The organism is Streptomyces sp. 2-1, assembly GCF_048564895.1.
Taxonomy (GTDB): Bacteria; Actinomycetota; Actinomycetes; order Streptomycetales; family Streptomycetaceae; genus Streptomyces; species Streptomyces phaeochromogenes.
The window spans coordinates 6,932,872-6,957,670 of sequence record NZ_CP183383.1; the positions used below are offsets into that span (position 1 = coordinate 6,932,872).

The following is a 24,799-nucleotide window of genomic DNA, read 5'->3' on the forward strand; positions in this document are numbered from 1 at the left end:
TCATCGGCTGTCGCACGAGCCGGGGTTCCCCCCGTACCCACGGCTCAGTGCACAGTGGCGCGGGCGGGACACGTTCCCCCGGTCCCGCCCGCGCCCACGTACTCTTCCCGCCGCCGGTTCCTCACCAGTAGACGACGACCTTGTCGCCGTTCCTCACCTGGGAGAACAGTGCCGCGATCTTCCCTTCGTCCCGTACGTTCACGCAGCCGTGCGAGGCTCCGGAATAGCCCGTCGCCGCGAAGTCCGAGGAGTAGTGGACGGCCTGGCCGCCGCTGAAGAACATCGCGTACGGCATGGGTGAGTCGTAGATCGTCGACACATGGTGGCGCGACTTGAAGTAGACGTTGAAGACACCTTCCCGGGTTGGCGTGTACTGCGAGCCGAAGCGCACGTCCATCGTCGAGACCGTGCGGCCGTCGATCATCCAGCGCAGGGTGCGGCTCGTCTTGCTGATGCACAGCACGCGGCCCGTCAGACAGCGCGGGTCCGGAGTCGCGGCCGGCTGACCGCCCGACGCGTACAGCTCCCACTTGCCCGGCTCGCGCGTCATGTTCAGCAGCCGCTGCCACGTCACGGTGTCCGTCTTCCCGGTCCTCGGCAGGCCCCGCTTGCCCTGGAAGCCCTTCACCGCGGTGACCGTCGAGCCGTCGTACGTCCCGGTCGGACCCTCGAAGAGCCAGGCCACCTGACGCAGCCGGGCCTGCAGTTCCCGTACGTCCCTGCCCCGGTCGCCCTTCGACCACAAGGTCCTGGGGGCGGGCGTGGGCGGCGCGGCGGGCTTCGGCTTCGACGGCTTGGCGTCGTCCGGGGAGGCGTCGTCCGGGGCACCGCCGGGCGTCGCAGACGTACCGGCCGACGGCTTCCCGGCGGGTGTCTGTCCGCCGGGTGTCTCCTCGGCGGGTGGGACGACGGTCTGGACGGTGCATCCGCTCACCGCGACGAGCGCCGCCACTGTCGTCGCCACCGCGCCTGTTCGCCACATGACCGGAATACGCATCCGAACCCCCCGTTGCTCACCGACCCCCGGTGGCGCGTCGTGTCCCCTGAGATGTTTCCCGCGCGTGCCTGGTTGCGAACTACGCGGCATTGTTGGGGGCACAGGCCCGTCCCGGTCCAGTGGGAGGCAGACGTCATGGCGCGCGAGTCGGAGTCCGGACTGCCCATCGAGCCGGTCTACGGGCCGGATGCCCTGGAGGGCTGGGACCCGGCGGAGAAACTGGGCGAACCCGGTGCGTATCCCTACACGCGGGGCGTCTACCCGTCCATGTACACAGGACGGCCGTGGACCATGCGCCAGTACGCCGGGTTCGGTACGGCCGTCGAGTCCAACGCCCGCTACCAGCAGCTGATCGCGAACGGCACGACGGGCCTGTCGGTGGCCTTCGACCTCCCCACCCAGATGGGCCACGACTCCGACGCCCCGATCGCGCACGGCGAGGTCGGCAAGGTGGGCGTGGCGATCGACTCGGTCGAGGACATGCGGGTGCTCTTCGACGGGATCCCGCTGGACCAGGTGTCGACGTCCATGACGATCAACGCGCCCGCCGCGCTCCTGCTGCTGATGTACCAGCTGGTCGGCGAGGAGCAGGGCGTGCCCGCCGACAGGCTCACCGGCACGATCCAGAACGACGTGCTGAAGGAGTACATCGCGCGCGGCACGTACATCTTCCCGCCCAAGCCCTCGCTGCGGCTGATCGCGGACATCTTCAAGTACTGCCGGGCCGAGATCCCGCGCTGGAACACCATCTCGATCTCCGGCTACCACATGGCCGAGGCGGGTGCCTCGCCCGCGCAGGAGATCGCGTTCACTCTCGCCGACGGCATCGAGTACGTGCGCACGGCCGTCGCGTCCGGCATGGACGTCGACGACTTCGCGCCCCGCCTGTCCTTCTTCTTCGTGGCCCGTACGACCTTGCTGGAGGAGGTCGCCAAGTTCCGTGCGGCGCGCCGGATCTGGGCGCGGGTGATGCGCGAGGAGTTCGGGGCCAAGAACCCCAAGTCGCTGATGCTGCGCTTCCACACGCAGACGGCCGGCGTGCAGCTGACCGCGCAGCAGCCGGAGGTGAACCTGGTCCGGGTGGCGGTGCAGGGCCTGGCCGCCGTCCTCGGCGGCACGCAGTCGCTGCACACGAACTCCTTCGACGAGGCGATCGCCCTGCCGACGGACAAGAGCGCCCGCCTGGCGTTGCGCACCCAGCAGGTGCTCGCCTACGAGACGGACGTGACCGCGACCGTCGACCCGTTCGCGGGCTCGTACGTGATCGAGAGGATGACCGACGACGTCGAGGCCGCCGCGGTCGACCTGATGGGCCGGGTCGAGGACCTGGGCGGCGCGGTCGGCGCCATCGAGCACGGCTTCCAGAAGGGGGAGATCGAGCGCAGCGCGTACCGGATCGCTCAGGAGACCGACTCCGGCGAGCGGGTCGTGGTCGGCGTCAACCGCTTCCGGCTCGACGCGGAGGAGCCGTACGAGCCGCTCCGCGTCGACCCGGCGATCGAGGCCCGGCAGGCCGAACGCCTGGTCAGGCTCCGTGCCGAGCGCGACCAGCCGGCGGTGGACCTGGCCCTGGCCGCGCTGAAGAAGGCCGCCGAGGGCGAGGACAACGTCCTCTACCCGATGAAGGACGCGCTGCGGGCCCGGGCGACGGTCGGCGAGGTGTGCAACGCGCTGCGGGAGGTCTGGGGGACCTACGTGCCGAGCGACGCGTTCTGACGCCCGTCCCGGAGCCCGGACCCCCCTCCCGGACGCCCCCTCCCGGACGCCCCTTCCCGAACACGTCTCCCGGACCCGGTTCCGGGCGTCGCGGCGGGGCGGTTCGCCCGGTCCGCGCGGCGGCTGTCCCGCGAGGTGAAACACCCGGGCGGATTGTCGTACCCGCGTGCCACACTTCGTCTCATGCTTGGCGTAATCGACCTCCCCACGTACCTCGCGGGCCTCGTGCTGATCGTCCTGCTGCCCGGGCCCAACTCCCTCTATGTGCTGTCCGTCGCCGCGCGGCGGGGCATCAGGACCGGATACCGGGCCGCCGCGGGCGTCTGGTGCGGGGACGCCGTGCTGATGACGCTGTCGGCGGCCGGCGTCGCATCGCTGCTGCAGGCCAACGCACTGCTGTTCGGGATCGTGAAGTACGCGGGCGCCGGGTATCTGACCTGGCTGGCGGTCGGCATGCTGCGCGCCGCGTGGGGCATGTGGCGCACCCGCAAGGAGCGGACCGAGTCGCAGGAGGTCGCCACCCCGGGCGCCGAGGAGCGGCCCTTCCGGCGGGCGCTCGTCATCAGCCTGTTCAACCCGAAGGCGATCCTGTTCTTCGTCGCCTTCTTCGTGCAGTTCGTCGACCCGGCGTACGCGTACCCCGCGCTGTCCTTCGTCGTGCTCGGCGCCTTCGCCCAGCTGGCGAGCGTCCTCTACCTCAGCGCCCTGATATTCGGCGGTACGAAGCTGGCGGCGGCCTTCCGGCGGCGCAGGCGGCTCTCCGCCGGGGCCACCTCCGCGGCCGGTGCCCTCTTCCTCGGCTTCGCCGTGAAGCTCTCCCTCGCCAGCAGCGTCTAGCCGACGGCCTCCGACCCGGCCCGGTCACCGGCGCCCGGGCCCACGCCCACACCCGCCGCGTACTCCGTGAGCCCCTCCGCGGTCTCGCCCGCCCAGCCCACGTAACCGTCGGGCCGGACGAGGAACACCCCGGTTCCGTACGCCTCGTACGCCGGAATCCGGACCGTGCGGGCCGCGAGTCCGGGCAGGCCGGTGTCCGTGCCCACCGCGAGCAGCGTCCAGTGCGGGCCGCGGAACGCGTCGAAGAGGCGTACGCCGCCGCGGGTGCCGTCCGGAGCGCGGTCGCCCGCGTGGAGGGCGTCCTCGGGCAGGCCATCCCGGGTCTCCCGCACGAGCGAGGAGCCCCGGTAGCCGAGGCCGAGCTGCTGGGTGGCGGTGCCGCGCCGGACCTCACCACGGTGGACGCGGGTGGAGAGACCGAGCATGTGCGCGGCGTTCGGCAGCCGCTCCTCCTCGTACGAGTCGAGGAGGGCCTCGGAGGACTCGGGAACCTCGCCCCGCAGGACGGCCGCGAGCTTCCAGCCGAGGTTGTAGGCGTCCTGGACGCTGGTGTTCATGCCCTGTCCGCCCGCCGGTGAGTGGACGTGCGCCGCGTCGCCCGCGAGGAACACCCGCCCCTGCCGGAAACGGTCCGCCATCGCGGCGCGCGGCCGGAAGTCGGAGGCCCAGCGCACCTCGGTCACATCGTCGGCCGAGAGATGCGTCCGCGTGGCGACCAGCTTCCGGATGCCGTCGAGGGAGAGGTCCGGTTCGGCGGCCGGATCCTCGAAGCCGCCCGCCAGCTGGAAGTCCTCCGTGTGCGGCAGCGGGCAGATCGCCAGGAAGCCCTCGCCGCCGGCGGGCGGGAAGACATGCCAGTTGTCGCGGTCGAGCCCGGTGATGCGCAGGTCCGCCACGATCGCCGGGGCCGGGTCCACCGTCTCCCCGGTCATGCCGATGCCGAGCGCGCGCCGCACGACCGACCGGCCGCCGTCCGCGGCGACGGCGTAGCGGGCCCGGACCGGGGCGCCGGAGGCGAAGGCCGCGGTCACGCCGTCCGCGTCCTGGGAGAGGCCGGTCAGTTCCCGGCCGAAGGCCACGCTCCCGCCCAGCTCCTCCAGGCGCGCGAACAGGATCTGCTGCGTGCGCCACTGCGGCACCATCCACGGGATGCCCGCGTAGGGCTCGGCCTCCGTCGTCTCCGTCGCGTCGAACATCCGGTGCTCGCCCTGCCGGGTCCCGTCCTGCCAGATCATCCCGACGGGATACAGGCCGCCGCCCGCCCGGATCGCGTCCAGCACGCCGAGGTCGTCGAAGACCTCCATGGTCCGCGGCTGGATGCCCTTGCCGCGCGAGCCGGGGAAGAGCTCGCCGGCCCGCTCGACGACGAGGGCGCGCACCCCGCGCCGGGCCAGGTCGACCGCGAGGGCGAGCCCGGTGGGGCCCGCGCCGACGATCAGCACGTCGGTGTCTGCAGTGTCTGCCGTGTCCTTGTGTCCATGCGCTTGCGTGGCCATACCCGTACTCCTTAACGCTGTTAAGTTCGCCGCTCTTCGAGAGTGGCCTTAACGCCGTTAAGCTGTCAAGTGTGAATACGGAACGCCGGGCGCCCCTCGACCGCAAACGGGTCGCGGACACCGCCCTGAAGCTGCTGAACGAGGTGGGCCTGGACGGCCTCAGCCTGCGGGCCATCGCGAAGGAGCTGGACGTCAAGGCGCCCGCTCTGTACTGGCACTTCAAGGACAAGCAGGCGCTGCTCGACGAGATGGCGACCGAGATGTACCGCCGGATGATCGCCGGCACCGCCCTCGACCCGGACGACACCTGGCAGGAGCGGCTGCGCAAGTCCAACCGGGGGCTGCGGGCCTCGCTGCTCGACTACCGGGACGGCGCGAAGGTGTTCAGCGGCTCACGCTTCACCGGCATCGAGCACGCCGGGCAGATGGAGGAGAGCCTGCGGCTGTTCACGGCCGCCGGTTTCACCCTCGGCCGGGCGGTCCGCGCGATCTCGACGACGTACCTCTACACCCTCGGTTTCGTCACCGAGGAACAGGGCGTCGAGCCACTGCCCGGCGAACGCCGAGAGGGCTACGACGTGCAAGAACGCGCCCGCCTGATGGCCGACTATCCCTTGTCGGCGCAGGCGGGCGCGGAGATCTTCGAGAGCTTCGACGAGCACTTCGAGGAGGGCCTGGAACTGGTGATCGCGGGGATCGCGGCGCGATACAGGTCCGGCTGAGGGGCAGTTGCCTAGCCGCGCTCCGCGCGCTTGGCCGCCCGGCTCCGGCGCACGGCACGCGTGACGACCGGCGGCAGCAGGTCGAGGGCGATCCGGCGGGTACGCGACCGCCCGGCACCGCGGGCCGCGGGCCGTGCGGTGGCCGGCGCGGGCGTCTGGACCGGCTCCGGCACGGGCTCCACGTAGTGACGGGAGCGAGGAAAGGGCGGCGGCTTCATGCCCTGGGACCGGGTCCGGATGAGCCGGTGACCCGCGGCCATCTGCACGCTCAGACCGAAGTCGTCCCGCTCCTTGATCATGGCGAGCAGCTTCTCCTGGAGCGGCTCGGGGTCGCCCCAGGTCCCGTACAGCTTCTGGGTGCTCAGACAGATCGGCCGCAGACCGCGGTTGAGCACGGCCTCCCACGCGGCGACCGAGACCCCGGGGGTGTGCTCGGAGCGGAAGTCGTCGAGGACGACGATGCCGCCGGGCAGCAGGATGTCGTGGGCCGCGCCGATGTCGCCGTGGACGTGCTCGTACAGGTGCGAGGCGTCGATGTGGACGAAGCGACAGGTCTTGGGGGAGACCTCCTTGGAGATCACGGAGCTCGGTCCCTGGACGACCGTGGGCAGCGCATCGTGGAAGGAGAGGTAGTTCCGCTCGAAGATCTGCCTCGTCAGTGACGCGTACGACTTCGTCGCCTCGGCCCGGTTGGACTCGTCCGGCGCGTCACCCTCGAACAGGTCGCACACCGTGAACTTCTCGTCGTCCCTCAGATGGTGACCGAGGAGGATCGCGCTCTTGCCCATGTAGACGCCGAGTTCCAGCAGATCGCCACGTATCCCCTCCGTCTCCTGCTGTTGGAGCAGCCAGGTGAAGAGCACCTGGTCCAGCGGCGGAAACCAGCCCGGGACGTCCTTGAGCTCGCCGGGGTGGCTGGGGATCTGCTGTGAGTTGGCCATGTGATGAGTCTTCTCCCTCGGTACGTGGCGAACTTTCGAGAACCTGAATGTCCGGTGAACAGAGCGCGCGCCGCCGCTGGAGGATCCGGCGTCAGCGCGGCTTGGAGAGCATCTTGCGCATGCGGGGTGTCAGCGGGTCCTCGACGAACCGGTTGAGGAGCCAGGCCAGGGCGAGCATCGTCAGAACCGTCAGGGGCAGGGTCGCGTACGCCGGGATGCCGAGCGTCTGGTGGTATGCCTCGATGGCGACCCAGCCCAGGTGCTCGTGCACCAGGTAGAAGGGGTACGTCAGGGCGCCCGCGACGGTCAGCCAGCGCCAGTTCGCCCAGTTCAGCCAGCCCAGGGCGATCACGGCGACGGCGACGAAGCCGAACGTGACGACGAGGACGATGCCGAACGAGGTGCGGTAGGAGAAGAAGTCCGGGTTCGGCGCGTGCCACAGCCCGCGCACCGCCTGGTTCTGGCCGATCAGCCAGCTCACGATCACTATGCCCCAGGCGTACGCGTCGTGCCGGTCGCGGTGGACCAGGTAGAGGCCGATGCCGCCGATGAAGAACGGCGCGTACTCGGGCATCAGGACCAGGTCGAGCAGCGGCTCGTCGGCGGCCTGGGTGAGCCCCGCGGCCAGGGTCCAGCCCGCGCAGAACATGATCACGCGCTGCCGGGTCGCACCCGGCATCACGACGCACAGCGCGAACAGCGCGTAGAAGCGGACCTCCGCCCAGAGCGTCCAGCAGACCCCGAGCACCCGGTCCGCACCGAGCGGCTGCTGCATCATGGTCAGGTTCACCAGCGTGTCGCTCGGCGAAACAGTCTTGTACGCAACAACCGGCAGCGCGAACACCACCGTCACGATGATGATCGCCGCCCAGTAGGACGGCAGCAGCCGGGACGCCCGGGAGGCGAAGAACGAGCGCAGCGGCCTTCCCCAGCCGCTCATGCAGATCACGAAACCGCTGATGACGAAGAAGACCTGCACACCCAGACAGCCGTACGCGAACCACGAGTGCAGCGTCGGGAACTGGGCCTTCGCCGAGGTTCCCCAGGCCTGTGTGACCTCGCCGCCGCGACCGCCGTAGTGGTACGCCGCCACCATCAGCGCGGCGACCAGCCGCAGCCCGTCCAGGGCCCGCAGCCGGTTCTCCCGAGGCCTCTTCACCTGAGGCGGGCTGGGCCTGTCGGCCGCCGGGAGGACGGCACGGACCACCGTGCCCACGGACGTCGTACGTGTGTCCTCGGGAATGTCGGTCACGGGTCCCCTCAACGGCCGTTCTGTGAAGTCGTGCGCAGTGCGGGCCGTGGATTCCGTGACCCGGGGCCTCCGAGGGCCTCAGCTAATTCACAGCACACTAGTCCGACTCACAGCTGGGGCCCGGTTGAAGAACTGATCATTCCCTGACCGGACCCCATGAATTCACCGTCCGTTTGTTCTCAATTCCCGGAGGAACTCAGCGCCCCACTGCTTTCTTCAGGGAACGGGCGCGGCGGGCCACCCGGCGCACGGTCGCGTTGCGCGGAAGGAACGCCAGCTGTGCCGGGACCGCGCCGGGCAGCGCCAGCGAGGTGAGGCGCTTGCGCTTGAAGTACCGCCAGGTGTGCGTGTTCAGATGCTTCGTCAGATAGGCCTCGGCGGCCGGGCGCAGGTCCGGGTAGATCTTCGGCTGCATCGCGTAGCCGACGGCCCGCACGAGGTCGGTCAGGCCCTGCTCGTCCGTGCCCCGGCGCTGCCCGGTGACCGCCTTGCGGTCGGTCAGGTCCGGCAGCAGCGCGTCGACGACCGTCACCGGCACGCGGTTGCTGTTCTCGTACGGCGTCAGCCGGTCGAGCAGGGTGGCGGTGCCGACGCGGGCGACCGGCAGGCCGTACAGCGCGTAAGCGGTGAGCAGTGCCGTGGAGAAGCAGCCGACGACCAGGGCGGGACGCATCCGCTGGTAGAGGACCTCGGCGAGGACCGGGGTGTCGAGCACCGTCAGGTCGGCGCCCAGCCTCTCGGCCTCCTTCTCCAGACCGCGGGTCCAGCGGGCCGGCGCCGAGGGGTGCGGCTTGAACACCACGCGGGTGTGGCCGAGCTCGACGGCGCCCTTCAGCATCCGGACGTGGAGGTCCTCCTCCTGCTCGGGCGTGAGGATGCCGAGCGCGGAGAGGTACTGGCCAAGGAGCAGGGCCGGTTCGTCGACCACCGGCAACGAGTCGCCCGTGTCGACCAGTTCGGCGAGCACCTTCACGAAGGCGTCCGTCGGCACGATCTCCGAGCCCACGCCGAACTCGGTGAGCAGGAGCGGCTGGAGACCCGGGACCAGGTCGAGGTGGAGCAGCCGGTCCACGCGGGTGCCGACCAGCGGGTCGATCTTGTTGCGGGTGGGGCCGTAGCTCATCAGGCCGTCGGCGTACACGGTGACGGGCGCGCCGGTGAAGATCTGCGTGACGCCGAGCGCCGGGTTGACCTGGATCGACTCGACGGCGAGTTCCACCGGATCGTCGCCCAGCCCCCATGCGAGCCGCAGGTGCCGCTCCCAGATCGGGACGTCGTCGAGCCGGGGGGCCCAGCCGCCCGGGTGGAAGGGGGAGATGGTCTCGTTCCACGACACCACGTCGTCGAACCGCTCGCGCAGCCGCTCGAACCCGGGCATCTCGTCCACGCCGGGCGTCGTCTCGGGCGTCGTCGTGTTGTTGCAGACGAGCAGGATGCGGCGGTCCGCGGGCGCGAAACAGTCGGAGTCGAGGGCGGCGGCGAGCGTGGCCGTGCCGTACAGCGTCGACGCCAGGAAGATCTGCGTGGTCACGCGGCGACCCCCGCGGCGGCCGGGCGGCGGCGCAGCCTGCGCAGCCGGGTGGCGCGCTGGACGTCCATGGAGTCGAGGGCCTCGTCGAGGACGTTCTGCGGCATACGGCGCAATGCCGCGGCGCTCATCGACTTCAGTTTCCGTGCCACCTGTGGCTCGAACCTTTCGATTGATCCCAGATGATGGGAAATAATCGCGCAATATGTGCGCACGGCCTTGGGAAGCAGTTTGTCCGCGTCCGGGTCCTGCGCGGTTTCCACGACGACCTGGTCGAACGCGCGAATGAAATCGAGCTGGCGCACATCGCCGATCTGGGTGAGCGAGGACGCCACGCCACGCCGGTAGAACACGCCGAGCAGCCCCACCGTGGCGAACGACTCGGCCTCCCGGTGGAGCTTCCAGATCCACGGCCGGTCCTCGGCCGTGCGCAGCCCGTCGGTGAAGTGCAGCAGGCCCCGCTCGACCAGCCGGCGGTGGTAGATGCCCGCCCACGCGTACGCGTAGTCGACGGAGGTGGACCGGTCGGCGGGCAGGATCGCCTCGCGCGGATTCAGCACGACACCGCGCCTGCCGTGCGGAACGCGGTGGATGGCGCGGGCCCGCGCGGTGCACTGGACATGGTCGGTACGGACGAAGTCGCACCCCAAGTCCTCGATGGCGGCGAGCAGTTGCTCGTAGTAGCCGGGGGCCAGCCAGTCGTCCCCGTCGAGGAACGTGAGATATTCGCCGCTCGCCGCGTCGATTCCCGTGTTGCGCGCGGTGGCCAGCCCTCCGTTCTGCTCGTGTCTGACATGCACCGCGCCCGGGAGCTCGCGCTCCGCGCGCGCGAGAATGTCCGGGGTCTCGTCGCGCGAACAGTCGTCGACGAGAATGAATTCGAAGTCCTCGCGTGCGTTCGCACGCAGACTCCTCAGGGTGTCGGGTGCGTATTGCTGCACGTTGTAGAACGGCACGATGACGGAGAGCTTGACCACCCGTGTGACGTTAGGCGGCGGCCCGGCATTCGTCTTGACCGCCGGTGAGATGCAAGGTGAACGACGCGTGGCGGATTGGTGAATCGGGTCTTTTCCGCTGCCGATCCGAGGCCGATTCGCCATTCGGCGATGTGCTGTTAACCCTTTGTTGCATTCTGGTTGGGCCGCGCATCGGAATCGCTTCCTAGCGTCTTGGACGTGCCAGCAAGTACCTCGAAGTCCCTGCGAGTCGCCGTCCTCGCCGATTCCGACACCCGGTGGAAATGGGGCTCGCTCACCGCGAACCGCATCGCACCGGCCGATTCGGACATCAGGCTCGACGGCTACCTCCTGCGTGGCCGTGCGACCCCCACCGCCCGACAGCTCGAAGAGGTCGGCGTGCGCGCCGACTCCCTCCGGGAGGTCACCGCCGTGGAGTTCCTGCGGGAGATGGCCCGCGCCTCCGAGGGGGCCGAGGGGACTGAAGAAGGGGCGCCCGCGTACGACCTGGTCGTGCTCTCGCTCGTCGGCGGCGCCGTCCAGGCCATGCTGCACGGACTCTCGTACCAGTGGCGGGAGCGCTTCGGACCGGGGCGCGTGAAGCGGCCCGTCGTCGTCACCGGCTATGTCGGGGTCGTCTACGAGAAGCTCGCCGACGGTCTGCTGCTGCGGCACGGCGCGGACCTCGTCCTCGCCAACTCCCGCCAGGACGCGGACCGTTTCACCGCCGTCTACGAGGGAGTGGGCGCCGACGCCTCCTCCGTGACCGAGGTGGCGCTGCCGTTCCTCGGCGGCGCCACCTACGAGAAGCACGACCCGTACACGGTCGTCTTCGCCGCGCAGCCCTCCGTCCCGGAGAGCCGCAAGGACCGTACGTACCTGCTGAACCGGCTGGTGAAGCACGCGAGGCTGCACCCGGACCGCGAGGTCCTGCTGAAGCTGCGCTCCAAGCCGGGCGAGCACACCACACACATCGAGGAGCAGCCCTACCAGCGCCTCGCGGAGCGGATCCCGGGCGGCCTGCCCGCCAACTTCCGCCTCGTGTACGGGCACATGGGCGAGGTCCTCGACCGTACGGACCTGCTGGTCACCATCAGCTCCACGGCGGCCCTGGAGTCCCTGCACCGTCGGATCCCCACCGTCGTCCTCACCGACCTCGGTGTGCGCGAGTCGCTCGGCAACCACCACTTCGTGGGCTCCGGGTGCCTCGCCTCCTGGGACGAACTCGACGCCGGGCACGAGCCGTCGCCCGACGAGCAGTGGGTGAGCCGGCAAGGGGTCGCGGCCGACGGATCGTACGAGACGGCCTTCGACGCGGCCCGTGAGCGCATCGCGAAGCTGCTCGGCCAGGGCGGACTGACCGCCCTCGCGCCCTACTACACCCCCGCCACCGCGCCCGGCTATCTGCCCGGCATCCTCGCCCGCCACCACCTCGGCCCGGACGGCAGCCCGCTGCCCGGCGCCCCCGACGCCGACAAGGAACCGGGCCCCGTGCGGCAGATCGTGCGCCGGGCGGCCCGGGGTGCCTACCGGCACGGGGTGCAGCGGGTGGCGCCCGTCATCCGGCGGATGGGCGAGCTGTGACCGCCCTCCCGACGGATCCGCGAGCCGCGGGCGTCCAGAACCCTCCTCAAGGAGTACAGCCAATGACCAACTCGCAAGCGGGCCAGGCGACAGCGGGCCGGGCGAAGCCGGTGCGCCGGGTGCTCGCGGTGATCCCCGCGCGGGGCGGCTCCAAGGGCGTCCCCGCCAAGAACCTCCTCCCCGTCGGCGGCGTACCCCTGGTGGCCCGCGCGGTGCGCGAGTGCGTCGCGGCCCGGCTCGTGACGGACGTCGTGGTCTCCACCGACGACCAGGCGATCGCCGCCGCCGCCCGCGAGGCAGGCGCCGAGGTCGTGCTCCGCCCCGCCGCCATCGCCGGCGACACCGCCACCTCCGAGGCCGCCGTCCTGCACGCCATGGACGCCCACGAGGCGCTGCACGGCTCCGTCGTCGACGCCGTGCTCCTCGTGCAGTGCACCAGCCCCTTCATCATCCGCGAGGACATCGACGGGGTCGCCGGCGCGGTCGTCGAGAACGGCGCCGACACCGCGCTGACCGTGGCGCCCTTCCACGGGTTCATCTGGCGGGACGCGGACGACGACCCGACCGCCGTCGACACCGAGCGCACCCGGGCCGTCGGCGGCACCACCACCGTCGCCAACACCACGGCCACGGACGGCGGTTACGGCGTCAACCACGACAAGTCCTTCCGCCCGCGCCGCCAGGACCGCCCCCAGGACCTCCTGGAGACCGGCGCCGCCTACGCCATGAACGCGGCGGGGCTGCGCGAGCACAAGCACCGCTTCTTCGGCCGTACGGAACTCGTCCGCACCGACCCCGCCCGGGTCCTGGAGATCGACGACCCGCACGACCTCGCCCGTGCCAGGGCCCTCGCGCCGCTCTTCGACGCGAACCGCCCCGGCACCCTCCCGACCGCCGAAGACATCGACGCGGTCGTCCTCGACTTCGACGGCACCCAGACGGACGACAGGGTGCTGATCGACTCCGAGGGACGGGAGTTCGTCTCCGTGCACCGCGGCGACGGACTCGGCATCGCGGCCCTCCGCAAGAGCGGCCTCACGATGCTGATCCTGTCCTCGGAGAAGAACCCGGTCGTCGCCGCCCGAGCCCGGAAGCTGCAGATCCCGGTGCTCCACGGCATCGACCGGAAAGACCTCGCACTGAAGCAGTGGTGCGAGGAACAGGGCATCGCGCCCGAGCGCGTGCTCTACGTCGGCAACGACGTCAACGACCTCCCGTGCTTCGCCCTCGTGGGCTGGCCCGTGGCGGTCGCGAGCGCCCACGACGTCGTACGCGGCGCCGCGCGCGCGGTCACCACCGTTCCCGGCGGCGACGGCGCGATCCGAGAGATCGCCAGCTGGATCCTCGGCCCTTCTCTCGACTCCCTCGACAAGTAAGGAACTTCTCCACCATGAGCACCAACTCCCGTCTGCGCCAGTTCGGTTCGAAGACCGCCGGCCCGGGTCACCCCGTCTACGTCGTCGGCGAGATCGGCATCAACCACAACGGCGACCTCGAGAACGCCTTCAAGCTGATCGACGCCGCCGCCGAGGCCGGCTGCGACGCCGTGAAGTTCCAGAAGCGCACCCCGGAGATCTGCACCCCGCGCGACCAGTGGGACATCGAGCGCGACACCCCCTGGGGCCGCATGACCTACATCGACTACCGCCACCGCGTGGAGTTCGGCGAGGACGAGTACCGCCAGATCGACGAGTACTCCAAGTCGAAGAACATCGCCTGGTTCGCCTCCCCGTGGGACACCGAGGCCGTCGCCTTCCTGGAGAAGTTCGACGTCCCCGCCCACAAGGTCGCCTCCGCCTCCCTCACGGACGACGAGTTGCTGCGCGCCCTGCGCGCCACCAACCGCACGGTCATCCTCTCCACCGGCATGTCGACGCCGAAGCAGATCCGCCACGCGGTCGAGGTCCTCGGCAGCGACAACATCCTGATGTGCCACGCCACGTCGACCTACCCGGCGCAGGCCGAGGAGCTCAACCTCCGCGTCATCAACACCCTCCAGGCCGAGTTCCCGAACGTCCCGATCGGCTACTCCGGCCACGAGACGGGCCTGCAGACCACCCTCGCCGCGGTCGCCCTGGGCGCCACCTTCGTCGAGCGTCACATCACCCTCGACCGCGCGATGTGGGGCTCCGACCAGGCCGCCTCCGTCGAGCCGCAGGGCCTGACCCGCCTCGTCCGCGACATCCGCACCATCGAGGCCTCCCTCGGCGACGGCGTCAAGAAGGTCTACGAGTCCGAGCTCGGCCCGATGAAGAAGCTGCGCCGCGTCCCGGGCGTCGTCGCCGAGGCCGAGATCGCGGCGGCGGCGGGCGAGCCCGTCGCCGTCTGAGTCACCTCCGAATCCCGATCAGGATCAAGGGAAAGCGACGGTCGTACGTCGATGAGTCCCCGTGCCGGGTCCACCGGCCCCCAGTCACCCGCACCCGCCACACTGGCTTTCGTGGAGAGCCCGGTGCAGCTCCTCAACGTCCTGGAGTGGGCCCACGTCCACGCCCTCAGGACGGCGGCGGAGCCCTCCGGACCCCCGGGTCCGGAGGTGGAGGGCGGGCGGCCACGGCCCGGCGGGGGACTCACCCTTGTCGTGCTCTCGCCCACCGACCCGATGACCCGCGGACAGCTCCGGCGCATGGCCGAGCTGGCGCGCGACGAGGGATACGAGGTGCGCTGGGAGGAGGCGCGGGGCGGTGCGACGGCCCCCTTCCACACGGTCGGGGGGCTCGCCCCACTCCTGCGGCGGGCCGAGCGGATCGTCATGGGCGACCCGTTCTCCCGCTACGTACAACTGCTGCTCACCATCACCCGGGCCCGTGACCTCGTCGTCGTCGACGACGGGACCGCGACGATGGAGTTCGTCTCCCAGCTCGCCAAGGGCGAACGGCTGGTGCGCTGGCACCGGCGCGGCGGTCGTCCCGGGGCCCGGGACCTGGTCTTCGCACCGGTCTCGGCCCGGGCCCGCCGCCGGCTCACACCGGGTGTCGGCCGACGCGTGGAGGTCTTCTCCGCCATGCCGATCACCGAGACGCCCGAGGGCGTCACCATCACGGCCAACGACTTCTCCTGGACCCGCTCCCGGTTCGGCCCGCCCCGGATCACGAAGGGCGCCGACCTAGTCGGAACGTCCCTGGTGGAGACGGGAGTCGTGGACCCCGACCGCTATCTGGAGGCGGTGAAGGGGCTCGCCAGGACCTATGGCGCCACCCGGTACTTCGCCCACCGCCGGGAGAGCCCGGACAAGCTGCACCGGCTCGCGGTCGAGACCGGCCTGGAGATCGTCCGTCCGGACCTCCCCCTGGAACTGATCGCCCGCCGCGGCCCCATCGGCCGTACGATCCTCAGCTTCCCGTCGACCGTGGTGCACACGCTGCCCCTCGCCCTGGTCGGCACGGAGGTCAAGGTCGCCGTCTGCGACATCGACCCGGCCTGGCTCACGGAGAACGCCTCCCCCCGGGCCCAGGGCTTCCTCTCGGGCGTCACGGGCACGGCCCGGGACGTCCACCGGTTGTCTGCCGTCTCGACGGCCACGTGATCCTGTACCCCCGGGGGGTAACTGGTTGCGAGTAGGGTGCGGGCCGCTTGTGGCTGAGTGCGCAGTTCCCCGCGCCCCTGAAGATGCCGGTGTCGAGGTCTGTTCGCGAGGTGCGCGCCGTCCTGGGTTGCTCGCGCAGTTCCCCGCGCCCCTAAAGACAAAAGCAGGGGCGCGGCCCCGCCGTCTCCGCCCCGTCCGCCAGGTGAACAGAACCGGCCACGCCCACGTATGCGTGGTATGCGTAGAGAGCCCTGTCCCGGAGACCCGGGAATGGGCATCGCCGCCCGGAGGTTGTCCCATCAGGAGACCTGGATCACGATCCATTCGGCCACCCAGGACCCACACGGCTGAAAAGCCGGGCGAGTTTACCCATCCCAGTCAATATCTATGCGCCACGCGGCCAGGTTTTCTTCACCGTACGGGTTGAAGTTTTGTTGATCGTGGGTCAGTTGGCCGTCGCGTCGCCCTACCCTTCAGAGGGTGAACCAACTGATGTCCCGAGATTCCGAGGCCGACCAGCCCGGGGAAGCCACGCTTCCCGGCACGCTCCCGGGTGCGCTCGCAGACGCCCTTCCCGGCGCCCTCCCCGGCACGCTGCCCGAGGCACTCCGCACAGAACTCGTGGCCTTCCGCCGCGATCTGCACATGCATCCGGAGCTCGGCAACCAGGAGTTCCGCACCACCGCCGCCATCAAGGCGCGCCTGGAGCGGGCCGGCCTGCACCCCCGCGTGCTCGCCATCGGAACCGGTCTCATCTGTGACATCGGCGACCCGGACCCCGCGCGTCCGATGCTCGCCCTGCGTGCCGACATCGACGCCCTGCCCATCCCGGACACGAAGACCGAGTGCGCGTACCGCTCGACCGTGCCCGACCGGGCCCACGCCTGCGGCCACGACATCCACACCACCGTGGTCCTCGGCGCCGGCCTCGTCCTCGCCCAGCTGCACGAGCAGGGCCTGCTCGACCGGGCCGTGCGCCTGATCTTCCAGCCCGCCGAGGAAGTACTGCCCGGCGGCGCTCCGGACGTCATCGAGTGCGGGGCGCTGGACGGCGTCGGCCGGATCGTCGGGGTGCACTGCGACCCGAAGGTCGACGCGGGCCGGATCGGGCTGCGGCACGGCCCCATCACCTCCGCTTGCGACCGCCTCGAGGTGTCGCTGGACGGGGCCGGCGGGCACACCGCACGCCCCCACCTCACCACCGACCTGGTGACGGCCGCCGCCCGCGTCGTCACGGACGTGCCCGCCCTGGTCGCCCGGCGCGTCGACGCCCGGTCCGGCCTCGCCGTGACCTGGGGCCGGATCGAGTCGGGCCACGCCTGCAACGTCATCCCGCAGCACGCCGAGCTCTCCGGGACCGTACGGTGTCTGGATCTCGCCTCCTGGCGGGCCGCGCCCGATCTGGTGCACGCGGCCATCGACGAGATCGCGAACCTGTACCGGGCCAAGTCGGAGATCAACTACATCCGAGGGGTGCCACCGGTCGTCAACGACCCGGACACCACCGACCTGCTGCGGGACGCCATGGCCGCGCGGCGCGGACTCCACTCCGTGGAGGACACCGAGCAGAGCCTCGGCGGCGAGGACTTCTCCTGGTACCTGGAGCACGTGCCCGGGGCCATGGCCAGGCTCGGAGTGCGCACCCCGGGGGAGCGGACCGTACGGGACCTGCACCAGGGCGACTTCGACGCGGACGAGTCGGCGATCACCGCGGGAGTGGAGCTCTTCACCGCGGCGGCCCTCCTCGACGCCGGGGCCTGAGCGGCGGTCGCGCCCGCTCCCGTCGGCGGGCGCGGCCGGTCCTTCCGGTCGCGCCGCGTACCCCCGCGCAGTACCGTTGTGCACTGTCAAGAACCACTCGTGTCGTCACGCGGACTCCACCGCCCCGGTTGCGGAGCGTGACTGCCGTGGTGGGTGCTGTGTCCCTGTATGCCCCTTTCGGTCCCGGGGTTCACAAGGACGTAACCGGCCATCGGCACGAATGGATAACGGCCAAGCGCTACCCCGTTCCCTCAAGGGTCTACGCGCGTTAATGTGCGCCGAACTCAGCACCCACTGCGGGGCTTGGAGAATGGGGAACTTCAGATGCGTCGGATATCCAGCCTGACCCGCGTCGCGGTGGGGGTCGCGTCGCTGGCACTGGCGGCGACCGCCTGTGGCGGCACCAGCAGCGACAGCAGCAGTAGTGACAGCAGCGAGAGCAAGGGCGGCAAGGGCCTTGCCATCGCGTACGACGTCGGCGGCAAGGGCGACCAGTCCTTCAACGACGCCGCGTACGCCGGTCTGGAGAAGGCGAAGAAGGAGTTCGGCTACCAGACCGCCGACATCGAGCCCACCGACGGTGAGACGGACGCCGACAAGGAACAGCGCCTCGTCTCGCTCGCCAAGCAGGGCTACAACCCGGTCGTCGGTGTCGGCTTCGCGTACGGCCCCGCGCTGGAGGCCGCCGCCAAGAAGTACCCGAAGACCAGCTTCGGCATCGTGGACTCCGTGGTCGAGGGCGACAACGTCGCGTCGCTCGTCTTCGCCGAGCAGGAGGCCTCGTACCTCGCCGGTGTCGCGGCGGCCAAGGCCACCAAGACCAACACGGTCGGCTTCGTCGGCGGTGTGGACATCCCGCTGATCCACAAGTTCGAGGCCGGCTACACGCAGGGCGTCAAGGACACCAAGCCCAGCGTGAAGGTCCTCTCCCAGTACCTGACGCAGACCGCCGAGGAGGGCGGCTTCTCCAGCCCCGACAAGGGCAAGGCCGCCGCCGAGGGCCAGCTGGAGAAGAACGCGGACGTCATCTACCAGGCCGCCGGCCTGTCCGGCCAGGGCGTCATCGAGGCCGCGGCCAAGAAGAAGGTCTGGGCGATCGGTGTCGACTCCGACCAGTACAAGCAGGAGGCGCTGGCCGCGTACAAGGACTACATCCTGACGTCGGCGCTCAAGGACGTCGGCGGCGCGGTGTACTCCCTCGCCAAGTCGGTCGAGGACGGCAAGCCGCTGACCGGTGTCCAGACCTTCGACCTGAAGGTGGACGGCGTCGGCCTCGCCGACAGCAACCCGAAGATGGGCGAGATCGCCGGCCTCACCGACGCGGTGGCCAAGGCCAAGGAGGCCATCATCGGCGGCACCATCAAGGTGAAGACCGAGTAGTCCGGGGGCGGGCCTCCGGGCCCGTCACCGCCTGAACGGGCGAAGCAGTCGAATTCACACAGAGCGGGCGGGCATCCTCGATGCCCGCCCGCTCTGGTGTTCCCCTCGCAGGTCATCCGCCATGGACGGACCTTTGCGGTCGGCAAGCCCGCACCCGGTCCGCGGGAGCCCTCGGGCACAGCCGCATAACAAGGTGGACAGAGGGGGTTCTCTCGCGGGTCTACGCGCGTTAATCTGCGGCGAAGCCAGCGCCGAAGCTGTTCGTCCCGGCGCTTGTACAAGTTTGTACGACAGGAGCACAACACATGCGCCGGGTTCCCCGCATCGCGCTCGCAGGCGCAGCGGCCGCCTCTTTCGCCCTCGTCCTCTCCGCCTGTGGCGGTACCTCGACCTCCTCCGGTTCGTCGGAGTCGAAGGGCGACAAGGGCCTCGCCATCGCGTACGACGTCGGCGGCAGGGGCGACCAGTCCTTCAACGACGCCGCGTACGAGGGCCTGAAGAAGGCGAAGGGCGAGTTCGGCTACGAGACCGCCGACATCGAGCCCACCGACGGTGAGACGGACGCCGACAAGGAGCAGCGGCTCGTCTCGCTGGCCAAGCAGGGCCACAACCCGGTCATCGGCATCGGCTACGCCTACGCGCCGGCCGTCAAGGCGGCTGCCGAGAAGTACCCCGACACCACCTTCGGCATCGTCGACGACTCCACCATCGAGGCGGACAACGTCGCGGACCTGGTCTTCTCCGAGCAGGAGGCCTCGTACCTCGCCGGTGTCGCGGCGGCCAAGGCCACCAAGAGCAACACGGTCGGCTTCGTCGGCGGTGTGGACATCCCGCTGATCCACAAGTTCGGGGCGGGCTTCGCGCAGGGCGTCAAGGACACCAAGCCCGGCGTGAAGGTCCTCTCGCAGTACCTGACGCAGACCGCCGAGGAGGGTGGCTTCTCCAGCCCCGACAAGGGCAAGACGGCCGCCGAGGGCCAGATCGAGAAGAAGGCCGACGTCGTTTACGCGGCGGCCGGCCTGTCGGGTCAGGGTGTCATCGAGGCCGCCTCCGCCAACAAGGTGTGGGCGATCGGTGTCGACTCCGACCAGTACAAGCAGGAAGCTCTGAGCAAGTACAAGGACGCCATCCTCACCTCCGCGACGAAGGACGTCGCCAAGGCGGTGTACAACCTCGCGAAGTCGGTCGAGGACGGCAAGCCCGAGACCGGTATCGTCAGGGGCGACTTGAAGTCCGGTGAGGTCGGCCTCGCGGACTCCAACCCGAAGTTCAAGAGCGACACCGCGATCCAGGAAGCTGTTCAGGCGGCCAAGGAGAAGATCATCGGCGGCGAGATCAAGGTCAAGTCCAGCTGACAGCAGTACCTCAGGAGCAGCTAGGCACTCCGGGGAAGTTCGGACACCGATCTTCCCCGGAGTCGCTCGTAACCGCGGGGTTACGTCCGCTCAACGGGGTACGGGGAGCCTGGCTCCCCGTACCCCGTTCTCGCGGCGCGTCGGCCCCTCATGTTGCCGTAGGGGCGCTACGCGCGTAGACGACCCCCTTTCCCTTCAGGAGAGTGCGCCATCAACGCGTCCAGCAGTCCTCCGGCCGACGCGGTCAACGGATCGGTGACCGCAGTCGAACTCGCCGGGATCACCAAACGGTTCCCCGGCGTCGTGGCCAACCACGACATTCACCTCAGCGTCCGCAAGGGCACGGTCCACGCGCTCGTCGGCGAGAACGGCGCCGGCAAGTCGACGCTGATGAAGATCCTCTACGGCATGCAGAAGCCGGACGAGGGGACCATCGCCGTCGACGGCGACCAGGTCACCTTCTCGTCGCCCGCCGACGCCATCGCCCGCGGCATCGGCATGGTCCACCAGCACTTCATGCTCGCCGACAACCTCACCGTCCTGGAGAACGTCGTCCTGGGCAGTGAGAAGTCGTACGGCATCGGCGCCAAGGCCCGCCGCCGGATCGTGGAGCTCTCCGAGCGCTACGGCCTCGGCGTGCGCCCCGACGCCCTCGTCGAGGAGCTCGGTGTCGCCGACCGCCAGCGCGTGGAGATCCTCAAGGTCCTCTACCGCGGCGCCCGGATCCTCATCCTCGACGAGCCCACCGCGGTCCTCGTGCCGCAGGAGGTCGACGCGCTCTTCGCCAACCTGCGCGAACTCAGGTCCGAGGGCCTGTCGGTCATCTTCATCTCCCACAAGCTGGGCGAGGTCCTGTCGGTCGCCGACGACATCACGGTGATCCGCCGGGGCACGACGGTCGGCACGGCCGTCCCCTCCGAGACCACCCCGCGCCAGCTCGCCGAGCTGATGGTCGGCAGCGAACTGCCCACCCCGGAGACCGCCGAGTCCACGGTCACCGACCGGCCGGTGCTCACCGTCGAGGACCTGCGCCTGGTCGCGCCCGGCGGCAAGGCCCTCCTCGACGACATCAGCTTCACCATCCACGAGGGCGAGATCCTCGGCCTCGCCGGTGTCGAGGGCAACGGCCAGACCGAGCTGATCGAGGCCCTCATCGGCCTCAAGGCGGCCGACTCCGGCACCATCACGCTGGCCGCCGAGGAGATCACCTCCTGGGCCACCCGCAGGCGCCGCGAGCAGGGCATCGGCTACATCCCCGAGGACCGCCACCGCCACGGCCTGCTCCTGGAGGCCCCGCTCTGGGAGAACCGCATCCTCGGCCATGTCACCGAGAAGCCCAACGCGAAGGGCGTCTGGCTCGACATCAAGGGCGCCCAGGACGACACCCGCCGCATCGTCGAGGCGTACGACGTCCGCACGCCCGGCATCGACGTCACCGCCGCCTCGCTGTCCGGCGGCAACCAGCAGAAGCTGATCGTCGGCCGCGAGATGACCCACAAGCCGCGCTTCCTGATCGCCGCCCACCCCACCCGTGGTGTGGACGTCGGCGCGCAGGCCGCGATCTGGGACCACATCCGCGAGGCCCGCCGCGAAGGACTGGCCGTCCTGCTGATCTCCGCCGACCTGGACGAGCTCATCGGCCTCTCCGACACCCTCCGGGTGATCTACAACGGCAAGCTGGTCGCGGACGCCGATCCGGCGACCATCACCCCGGAGGAGCTCGGCTCGGCCATGACCGGCGCCGCCTCCGGACACCTGGAGAACGAAGAGCTCGTGGAACAGCTCGAAGAAGAGCAGACAGAGCTCGAAGAGAAGGCAGCGCTCGAAGAGCCTGCCGAGACGCCGGCGGACGGCCCGGCAGACGCCCCGGAAGACGAGGCCCGCTGATGAAGAAGTTCGACAAGGAGCGACTGCTCCTCGCGGTGGCCGGGCCGGTCATCGCGCTCGTCGTGGCCGTGGCGCTGACCTCGGTCGTGCTGATCGCCTCGGGGAAGAACCCGTTCGAGCCGTACTCGATCATGTTCGAGCAGGCCACGTTCTCCGACATCCAGGTCCTGATCATCAACCAGGCCTCGCTGTACTACATCGCGGCCCTCGCGGTGGCCATCGGCTTCCGGATGAACCTGTTCAACATCGGTGTGGACGGCCAGTACCAGCTCGCCGCCATGATGGCCGCGGTGGTCGGCGCCCACGCGAACCTGCCGGCGGTCCTCCAGGTCCCGCTGCTGCTGCTCACCGCGGTCCTCACCGGCGCCTTCTGGTCCGGCATCGCCGGTGTCCTCAAGGTCACCCGAGGGGTCAGCGAGGTCGTCGCGACGATCATGCTGAACGCGATCGCGACCTCCGTCATCGCCTACTTCTGGCTGCCCAACGTCTTCGGCGTCAAGGTCGGCAACAACAACACCACCGGCGAGATGCACGAGTCCGGCTGGATCCCCGGCTTCGACATGGGCGACGCCGGCGAGATCTACGGCCTCGTCGTCCTCGCCGCCCTGCTCGGCGTCGGCTACTGGGTCGTCCTCAACCGCACCCGCTTCGGCTTCGACCTGCGCGCCTCCGGCGCCTCGGAGACCGCCGCCGCGGCCAGCGGTGTGAACCCCAAGCGCATGGTCCTCACCGCCATGCTGATCTCCGGCGGCCTCGCCGGTCTCGCGGGCCTGCCGATCCTGCTCGGCGACTCGCACACGTACAGCCTGAACTTCCCGACCGGCATCGGCTTCCTCGGTATCGGCATCGCCCTGCTCGGCCGCAACAACCCGACGGGCATCGCCTTCGCGGCCCTCCTGTGGGCCTGGCTGGACAAGGCCTCGCCCGAGCTTGACTTCCACGGGTACGACAAGGAGATCGCGGTCATCATGCAGGGCCTGATCGTGATCGCGGTCGTCGTCTCGTACGAGGCCGTGCGCGAGTGGGGTCTGCGCCGCCAGCAGCGCCGCGTCGGCGCCGAACTCGCGGCGGGCCACGTCCTCGGCGCCACCTCCGACAACTCGAACCAGAAGGAGGTGGCCGGACGATGACCACCGTGACCGACCTCAACCAGCCCTCGCTGCAGCCCACGGCGCCCAAGGGCCGCCGGCTCACGCTCCCCGTCCTTCTGCTGGTCATCGCGGGCGGCCTCGCGCTGACCTCGATCGTGCGCATCATCACCGGCGCCGACGGCATCACCAACGTCAGCCAGATGTCGACCGCGCTCGAACTGGCCGTCCCGATCGGCCTGGCCGGTCTCGGCGGTCTGTGGGCCGAGCGCGCGGGCGTCGTCAACATCGGCCTCGAAGGCATGATGATCCTCGGCACCTGGTTCGGTGCCTGGGCCGGCTACCAGTGGGGCCCGTGGAACGGTGTCCTCATCGGCATCGTCGGCGGCTGCGTCGGCGGTCTGCTGCACGCGATCGTCACGGTCACCTTCAACGTCAACCACATCGTCTCCGGTGTGGCCATCAACATCCTGGCCCTCGGCGCCACCCGCTACCTCGCCCCGCTCGCCTTCGAGGGCGTGCAGGGCGGCTCGGCCAAGCAGTCCCCGCCGGTCGAGTCGATCGGCAACTTCACGGTGCCGGGACTGTCCGAGGCGCTCGTCGACCTCAACGACAAGGGCTGGTTCTTCATCTCGGACCTCGCGGGTCTGCTCGGCGGACTGGTCACCAACGTCTCCTGGCTGACCCTCATCGCCGTCGCGCTGATCCCGGCCACCTGGTGGATCCTGTGGCGCACCGCCTTCGGTCTGCGGCTGCGGTCCTGCGGCGAGAACCCGGTCGCGGCCGAGTCGCTCGGCGTCAACGTCTACAAGTACAAGTACCTGGCCGTGATCATCTCCGGCGGCCTGGCGGGCCTCGGCGGTGTCTTCCTCTCCATCGTCGCCAACCCCTTCTATCTGGAGGGGCAGACCAGTGGCCGCGGCTACATCGGTCTCGCCGCGATGATCTTCGGCAACTGGATGCCGGGCGGACTCGCCCTCGGCGCGGGCCTGTTCGGCTACACCGACAGCCTCAACCTGCGCGGCGGCGCCGAGAACGTCCACGCGCTGCTGCTGCTCGGCGCCATACTGCTGGCCATCGGCGCCATCTGGCTGCTGGTCAGGAAGAAGTACGTGCCCGGTGTGATCACCCTGGCCGTCGGCGTGCTGATGTTCACCTGGTACTCGCTCACCGACGAGGTGCCGAACCAGGTCGTCTCCGCCACGCCGTACGTCATCACGCTGCTCGTCCTCTCCCTGTCCGCACAGCGGCTGCGGATGCCGAAGGCGGACGGCATGCCGTACCGGCGGGGGCAAGGGAAGTGACGTCCGCCGGAACCGGATCCGCGGCCGAGGTCGACTGGGAGGCCCTGCGGGAGGTGGCCCGCGAGGCCATGTCCCGTGCGTACGCCCCCTACTCGGGCTTCCCGGTCGGTGTCGCGGCCCTGGTCGACGACGGCCGGGTGATCTCCGGGTGCAACGTCGAGAACGCCTCGTACGGGCTCGGGCTGTGCGCCGAGTGCGGACTGGTCTCGCAGCTCCACAGCACCGGGGGCGGCCGGCTCACGCATTTCACCTGCGTGGACGGCCGCGGCGAGATCCTGGTCCCGTGCGGCCGCTGCCGCCAGCTGCTGTTCGAGTTCGGCGGCCCCGATCTGATCCTGGAGACGCCGGCCGGGATCCTGCCGCTCTCGGAGATGCTTCCGCAGGCCTTCGGGCCGGGGCACCTCCGCAAGTAATTACGGTCGGCCCCTCCGCGTCGCGTGCCTCCAGGGCACCGGGAGGGGCCGCTGCA

20 protein-coding genes are annotated in these 24,799 nt (G+C 70.1%); 14 read left to right on the forward strand and 6 right to left on the reverse strand.

Annotated features, from left to right (window positions below):
* Positions 1-121: 121 nt before the first annotated feature.
* Complete coding sequence (locus ACN20J_RS30635; RefSeq protein ID WP_419667272.1) at positions 122-997, reverse strand: L,D-transpeptidase family protein; 876 nt, start codon at positions 995-997, stop codon at positions 122-124.
* A 135-nt stretch (positions 998-1,132) separates the two neighbouring features.
* On the opposite strand from ACN20J_RS30635, the gene ACN20J_RS30640 reads away from it, so the two are divergent.
* Positions 1,133-2,713: an acyl-CoA mutase large subunit family protein gene (locus ACN20J_RS30640; RefSeq protein WP_419667273.1), complete on the forward strand. Its 1,581-nt coding sequence runs from the start codon at positions 1,133-1,135 to the stop codon at positions 2,711-2,713.
* A 183-nt stretch (positions 2,714-2,896) separates the two neighbouring features.
* The gene (gene leuE / locus ACN20J_RS30645; RefSeq protein WP_419667274.1) at positions 2,897-3,550 is read left to right on the forward strand and encodes a leucine efflux protein LeuE; all 654 of its coding nucleotides are present in this window, start codon (positions 2,897-2,899) and stop codon (positions 3,548-3,550) included.
* On the opposite strand, the gene ACN20J_RS30650 is transcribed toward leuE, so the two are convergent.
* Positions 3,547-5,046 carry an FAD-dependent oxidoreductase gene (locus tag ACN20J_RS30650; protein ID WP_419667275.1) on the reverse strand — a complete coding sequence of 500 codons (1,500 nt, stop codon included), beginning with the start codon at positions 5,044-5,046 and terminating at the stop codon, positions 3,547-3,549. The genes leuE and ACN20J_RS30650 overlap by 4 nt on opposite strands.
* 71 nt (positions 5,047-5,117) lie before the next feature.
* Between ACN20J_RS30650 and ACN20J_RS30655 the strand changes: the two genes are divergently transcribed.
* Positions 5,118-5,768: a TetR/AcrR family transcriptional regulator C-terminal domain-containing protein gene (locus ACN20J_RS30655; RefSeq protein ID WP_190229597.1), complete on the forward strand. Its 651-nt coding sequence runs from the start codon at positions 5,118-5,120 to the stop codon at positions 5,766-5,768.
* 11 nt (positions 5,769-5,779) lie between these two features.
* Here the strand turns inward: ACN20J_RS30655 and ACN20J_RS30660 are convergent, their stop codons facing one another.
* The 4 genes from ACN20J_RS30660 to ACN20J_RS30675 all read right to left on the reverse strand — a co-directional run bounded on the left by ACN20J_RS30660 (position 5,780) and on the right by ACN20J_RS30675 (position 10,466).
* On the reverse strand, positions 5,780-6,709 hold the full coding sequence (locus tag ACN20J_RS30660) for a class I SAM-dependent methyltransferase (RefSeq protein WP_419667276.1): 930 nt from the start codon (positions 6,707-6,709) through the stop codon (positions 5,780-5,782).
* 91 nt (positions 6,710-6,800) lie between these two features.
* The gene (locus ACN20J_RS30665) at positions 6,801-7,961 is read right to left on the reverse strand and encodes an acyltransferase family protein (RefSeq protein WP_419667277.1); all 1,161 of its coding nucleotides are present in this window, start codon (positions 7,959-7,961) and stop codon (positions 6,801-6,803) included.
* Between the two features lie 196 nt (positions 7,962-8,157).
* On the reverse strand, positions 8,158-9,492 hold the full coding sequence (locus ACN20J_RS30670) for a polysialyltransferase family glycosyltransferase (protein ID WP_361998588.1): 1,335 nt from the start codon (positions 9,490-9,492) through the stop codon (positions 8,158-8,160).
* Positions 9,489-10,466 carry a glycosyltransferase family 2 protein gene (locus tag ACN20J_RS30675; protein WP_419667278.1) on the reverse strand — a complete coding sequence of 326 codons (978 nt, stop codon included), beginning with the start codon at positions 10,464-10,466 and terminating at the stop codon, positions 9,489-9,491. The genes ACN20J_RS30670 and ACN20J_RS30675 overlap by 4 nt, the downstream gene beginning before the upstream one ends.
* Positions 10,467-10,664: 198 nt before the next feature.
* Between ACN20J_RS30675 and ACN20J_RS30680 the strand changes: the two genes are divergently transcribed.
* The 11 genes from ACN20J_RS30680 to ACN20J_RS30730 all read left to right on the forward strand — a co-directional run bounded on the left by ACN20J_RS30680 (position 10,665) and on the right by ACN20J_RS30730 (position 24,743).
* Entirely contained in the window at positions 10,665-12,029 is a 1,365-nt protein-coding gene (locus ACN20J_RS30680; RefSeq protein WP_361998591.1) for a DUF6716 putative glycosyltransferase, read from the forward strand.
* A gap of 62 nt (positions 12,030-12,091) precedes the next feature.
* A complete protein-coding gene (locus ACN20J_RS30685; protein WP_190229602.1) occupies positions 12,092-13,405 on the forward strand; it encodes an N-acylneuraminate cytidylyltransferase in 1,314 nt (437 codons plus the stop codon).
* Between the two features lie 14 nt (positions 13,406-13,419).
* On the forward strand, positions 13,420-14,358 hold the full coding sequence (locus ACN20J_RS30690) for an N-acetylneuraminate synthase family protein (protein ID WP_190229603.1): 939 nt from the start codon (positions 13,420-13,422) through the stop codon (positions 14,356-14,358).
* Positions 14,359-14,409: 51 nt separating this feature from the next.
* Positions 14,410-15,555 carry a hypothetical protein gene (locus ACN20J_RS30695; protein ID WP_189837290.1) on the forward strand — a complete coding sequence of 382 codons (1,146 nt, stop codon included), beginning with the start codon at positions 14,410-14,412 and terminating at the stop codon, positions 15,553-15,555.
* A 492-nt stretch (positions 15,556-16,047) separates the two neighbouring features.
* Entirely contained in the window at positions 16,048-17,316 is a 1,269-nt protein-coding gene (locus ACN20J_RS30700) for an amidohydrolase (protein WP_189837291.1), read from the forward strand.
* Between the two features lie 324 nt (positions 17,317-17,640).
* On the forward strand, positions 17,641-18,696 hold the full coding sequence (locus ACN20J_RS30705; protein ID WP_361998596.1) for a BMP family lipoprotein: 1,056 nt from the start codon (positions 17,641-17,643) through the stop codon (positions 18,694-18,696).
* A 305-nt stretch (positions 18,697-19,001) separates the two neighbouring features.
* On the forward strand, positions 19,002-20,051 hold the full coding sequence (locus ACN20J_RS30710) for a BMP family lipoprotein (protein ID WP_419667279.1): 1,050 nt from the start codon (positions 19,002-19,004) through the stop codon (positions 20,049-20,051).
* A 255-nt stretch (positions 20,052-20,306) separates the two neighbouring features.
* Entirely contained in the window at positions 20,307-21,938 is a 1,632-nt protein-coding gene (locus ACN20J_RS30715) for an ABC transporter ATP-binding protein (RefSeq protein ID WP_189837293.1), read from the forward strand.
* Positions 21,938-23,068: an ABC transporter permease gene (locus ACN20J_RS30720; protein WP_364196756.1), complete on the forward strand. Its 1,131-nt coding sequence runs from the start codon at positions 21,938-21,940 to the stop codon at positions 23,066-23,068. The genes ACN20J_RS30715 and ACN20J_RS30720 overlap by 1 nt, the downstream gene beginning before the upstream one ends.
* Entirely contained in the window at positions 23,065-24,330 is a 1,266-nt protein-coding gene (locus ACN20J_RS30725) for an ABC transporter permease (protein ID WP_419667280.1), read from the forward strand. Before ACN20J_RS30720 ends, ACN20J_RS30725 begins: the two co-directional genes overlap by 4 nt.
* The gene (locus ACN20J_RS30730; RefSeq protein ID WP_419667281.1) at positions 24,327-24,743 is read left to right on the forward strand and encodes a cytidine deaminase; all 417 of its coding nucleotides are present in this window, start codon (positions 24,327-24,329) and stop codon (positions 24,741-24,743) included. The genes ACN20J_RS30725 and ACN20J_RS30730 overlap by 4 nt, the downstream gene beginning before the upstream one ends.
* Positions 24,744-24,799: the final 56 nt, after the last annotated feature.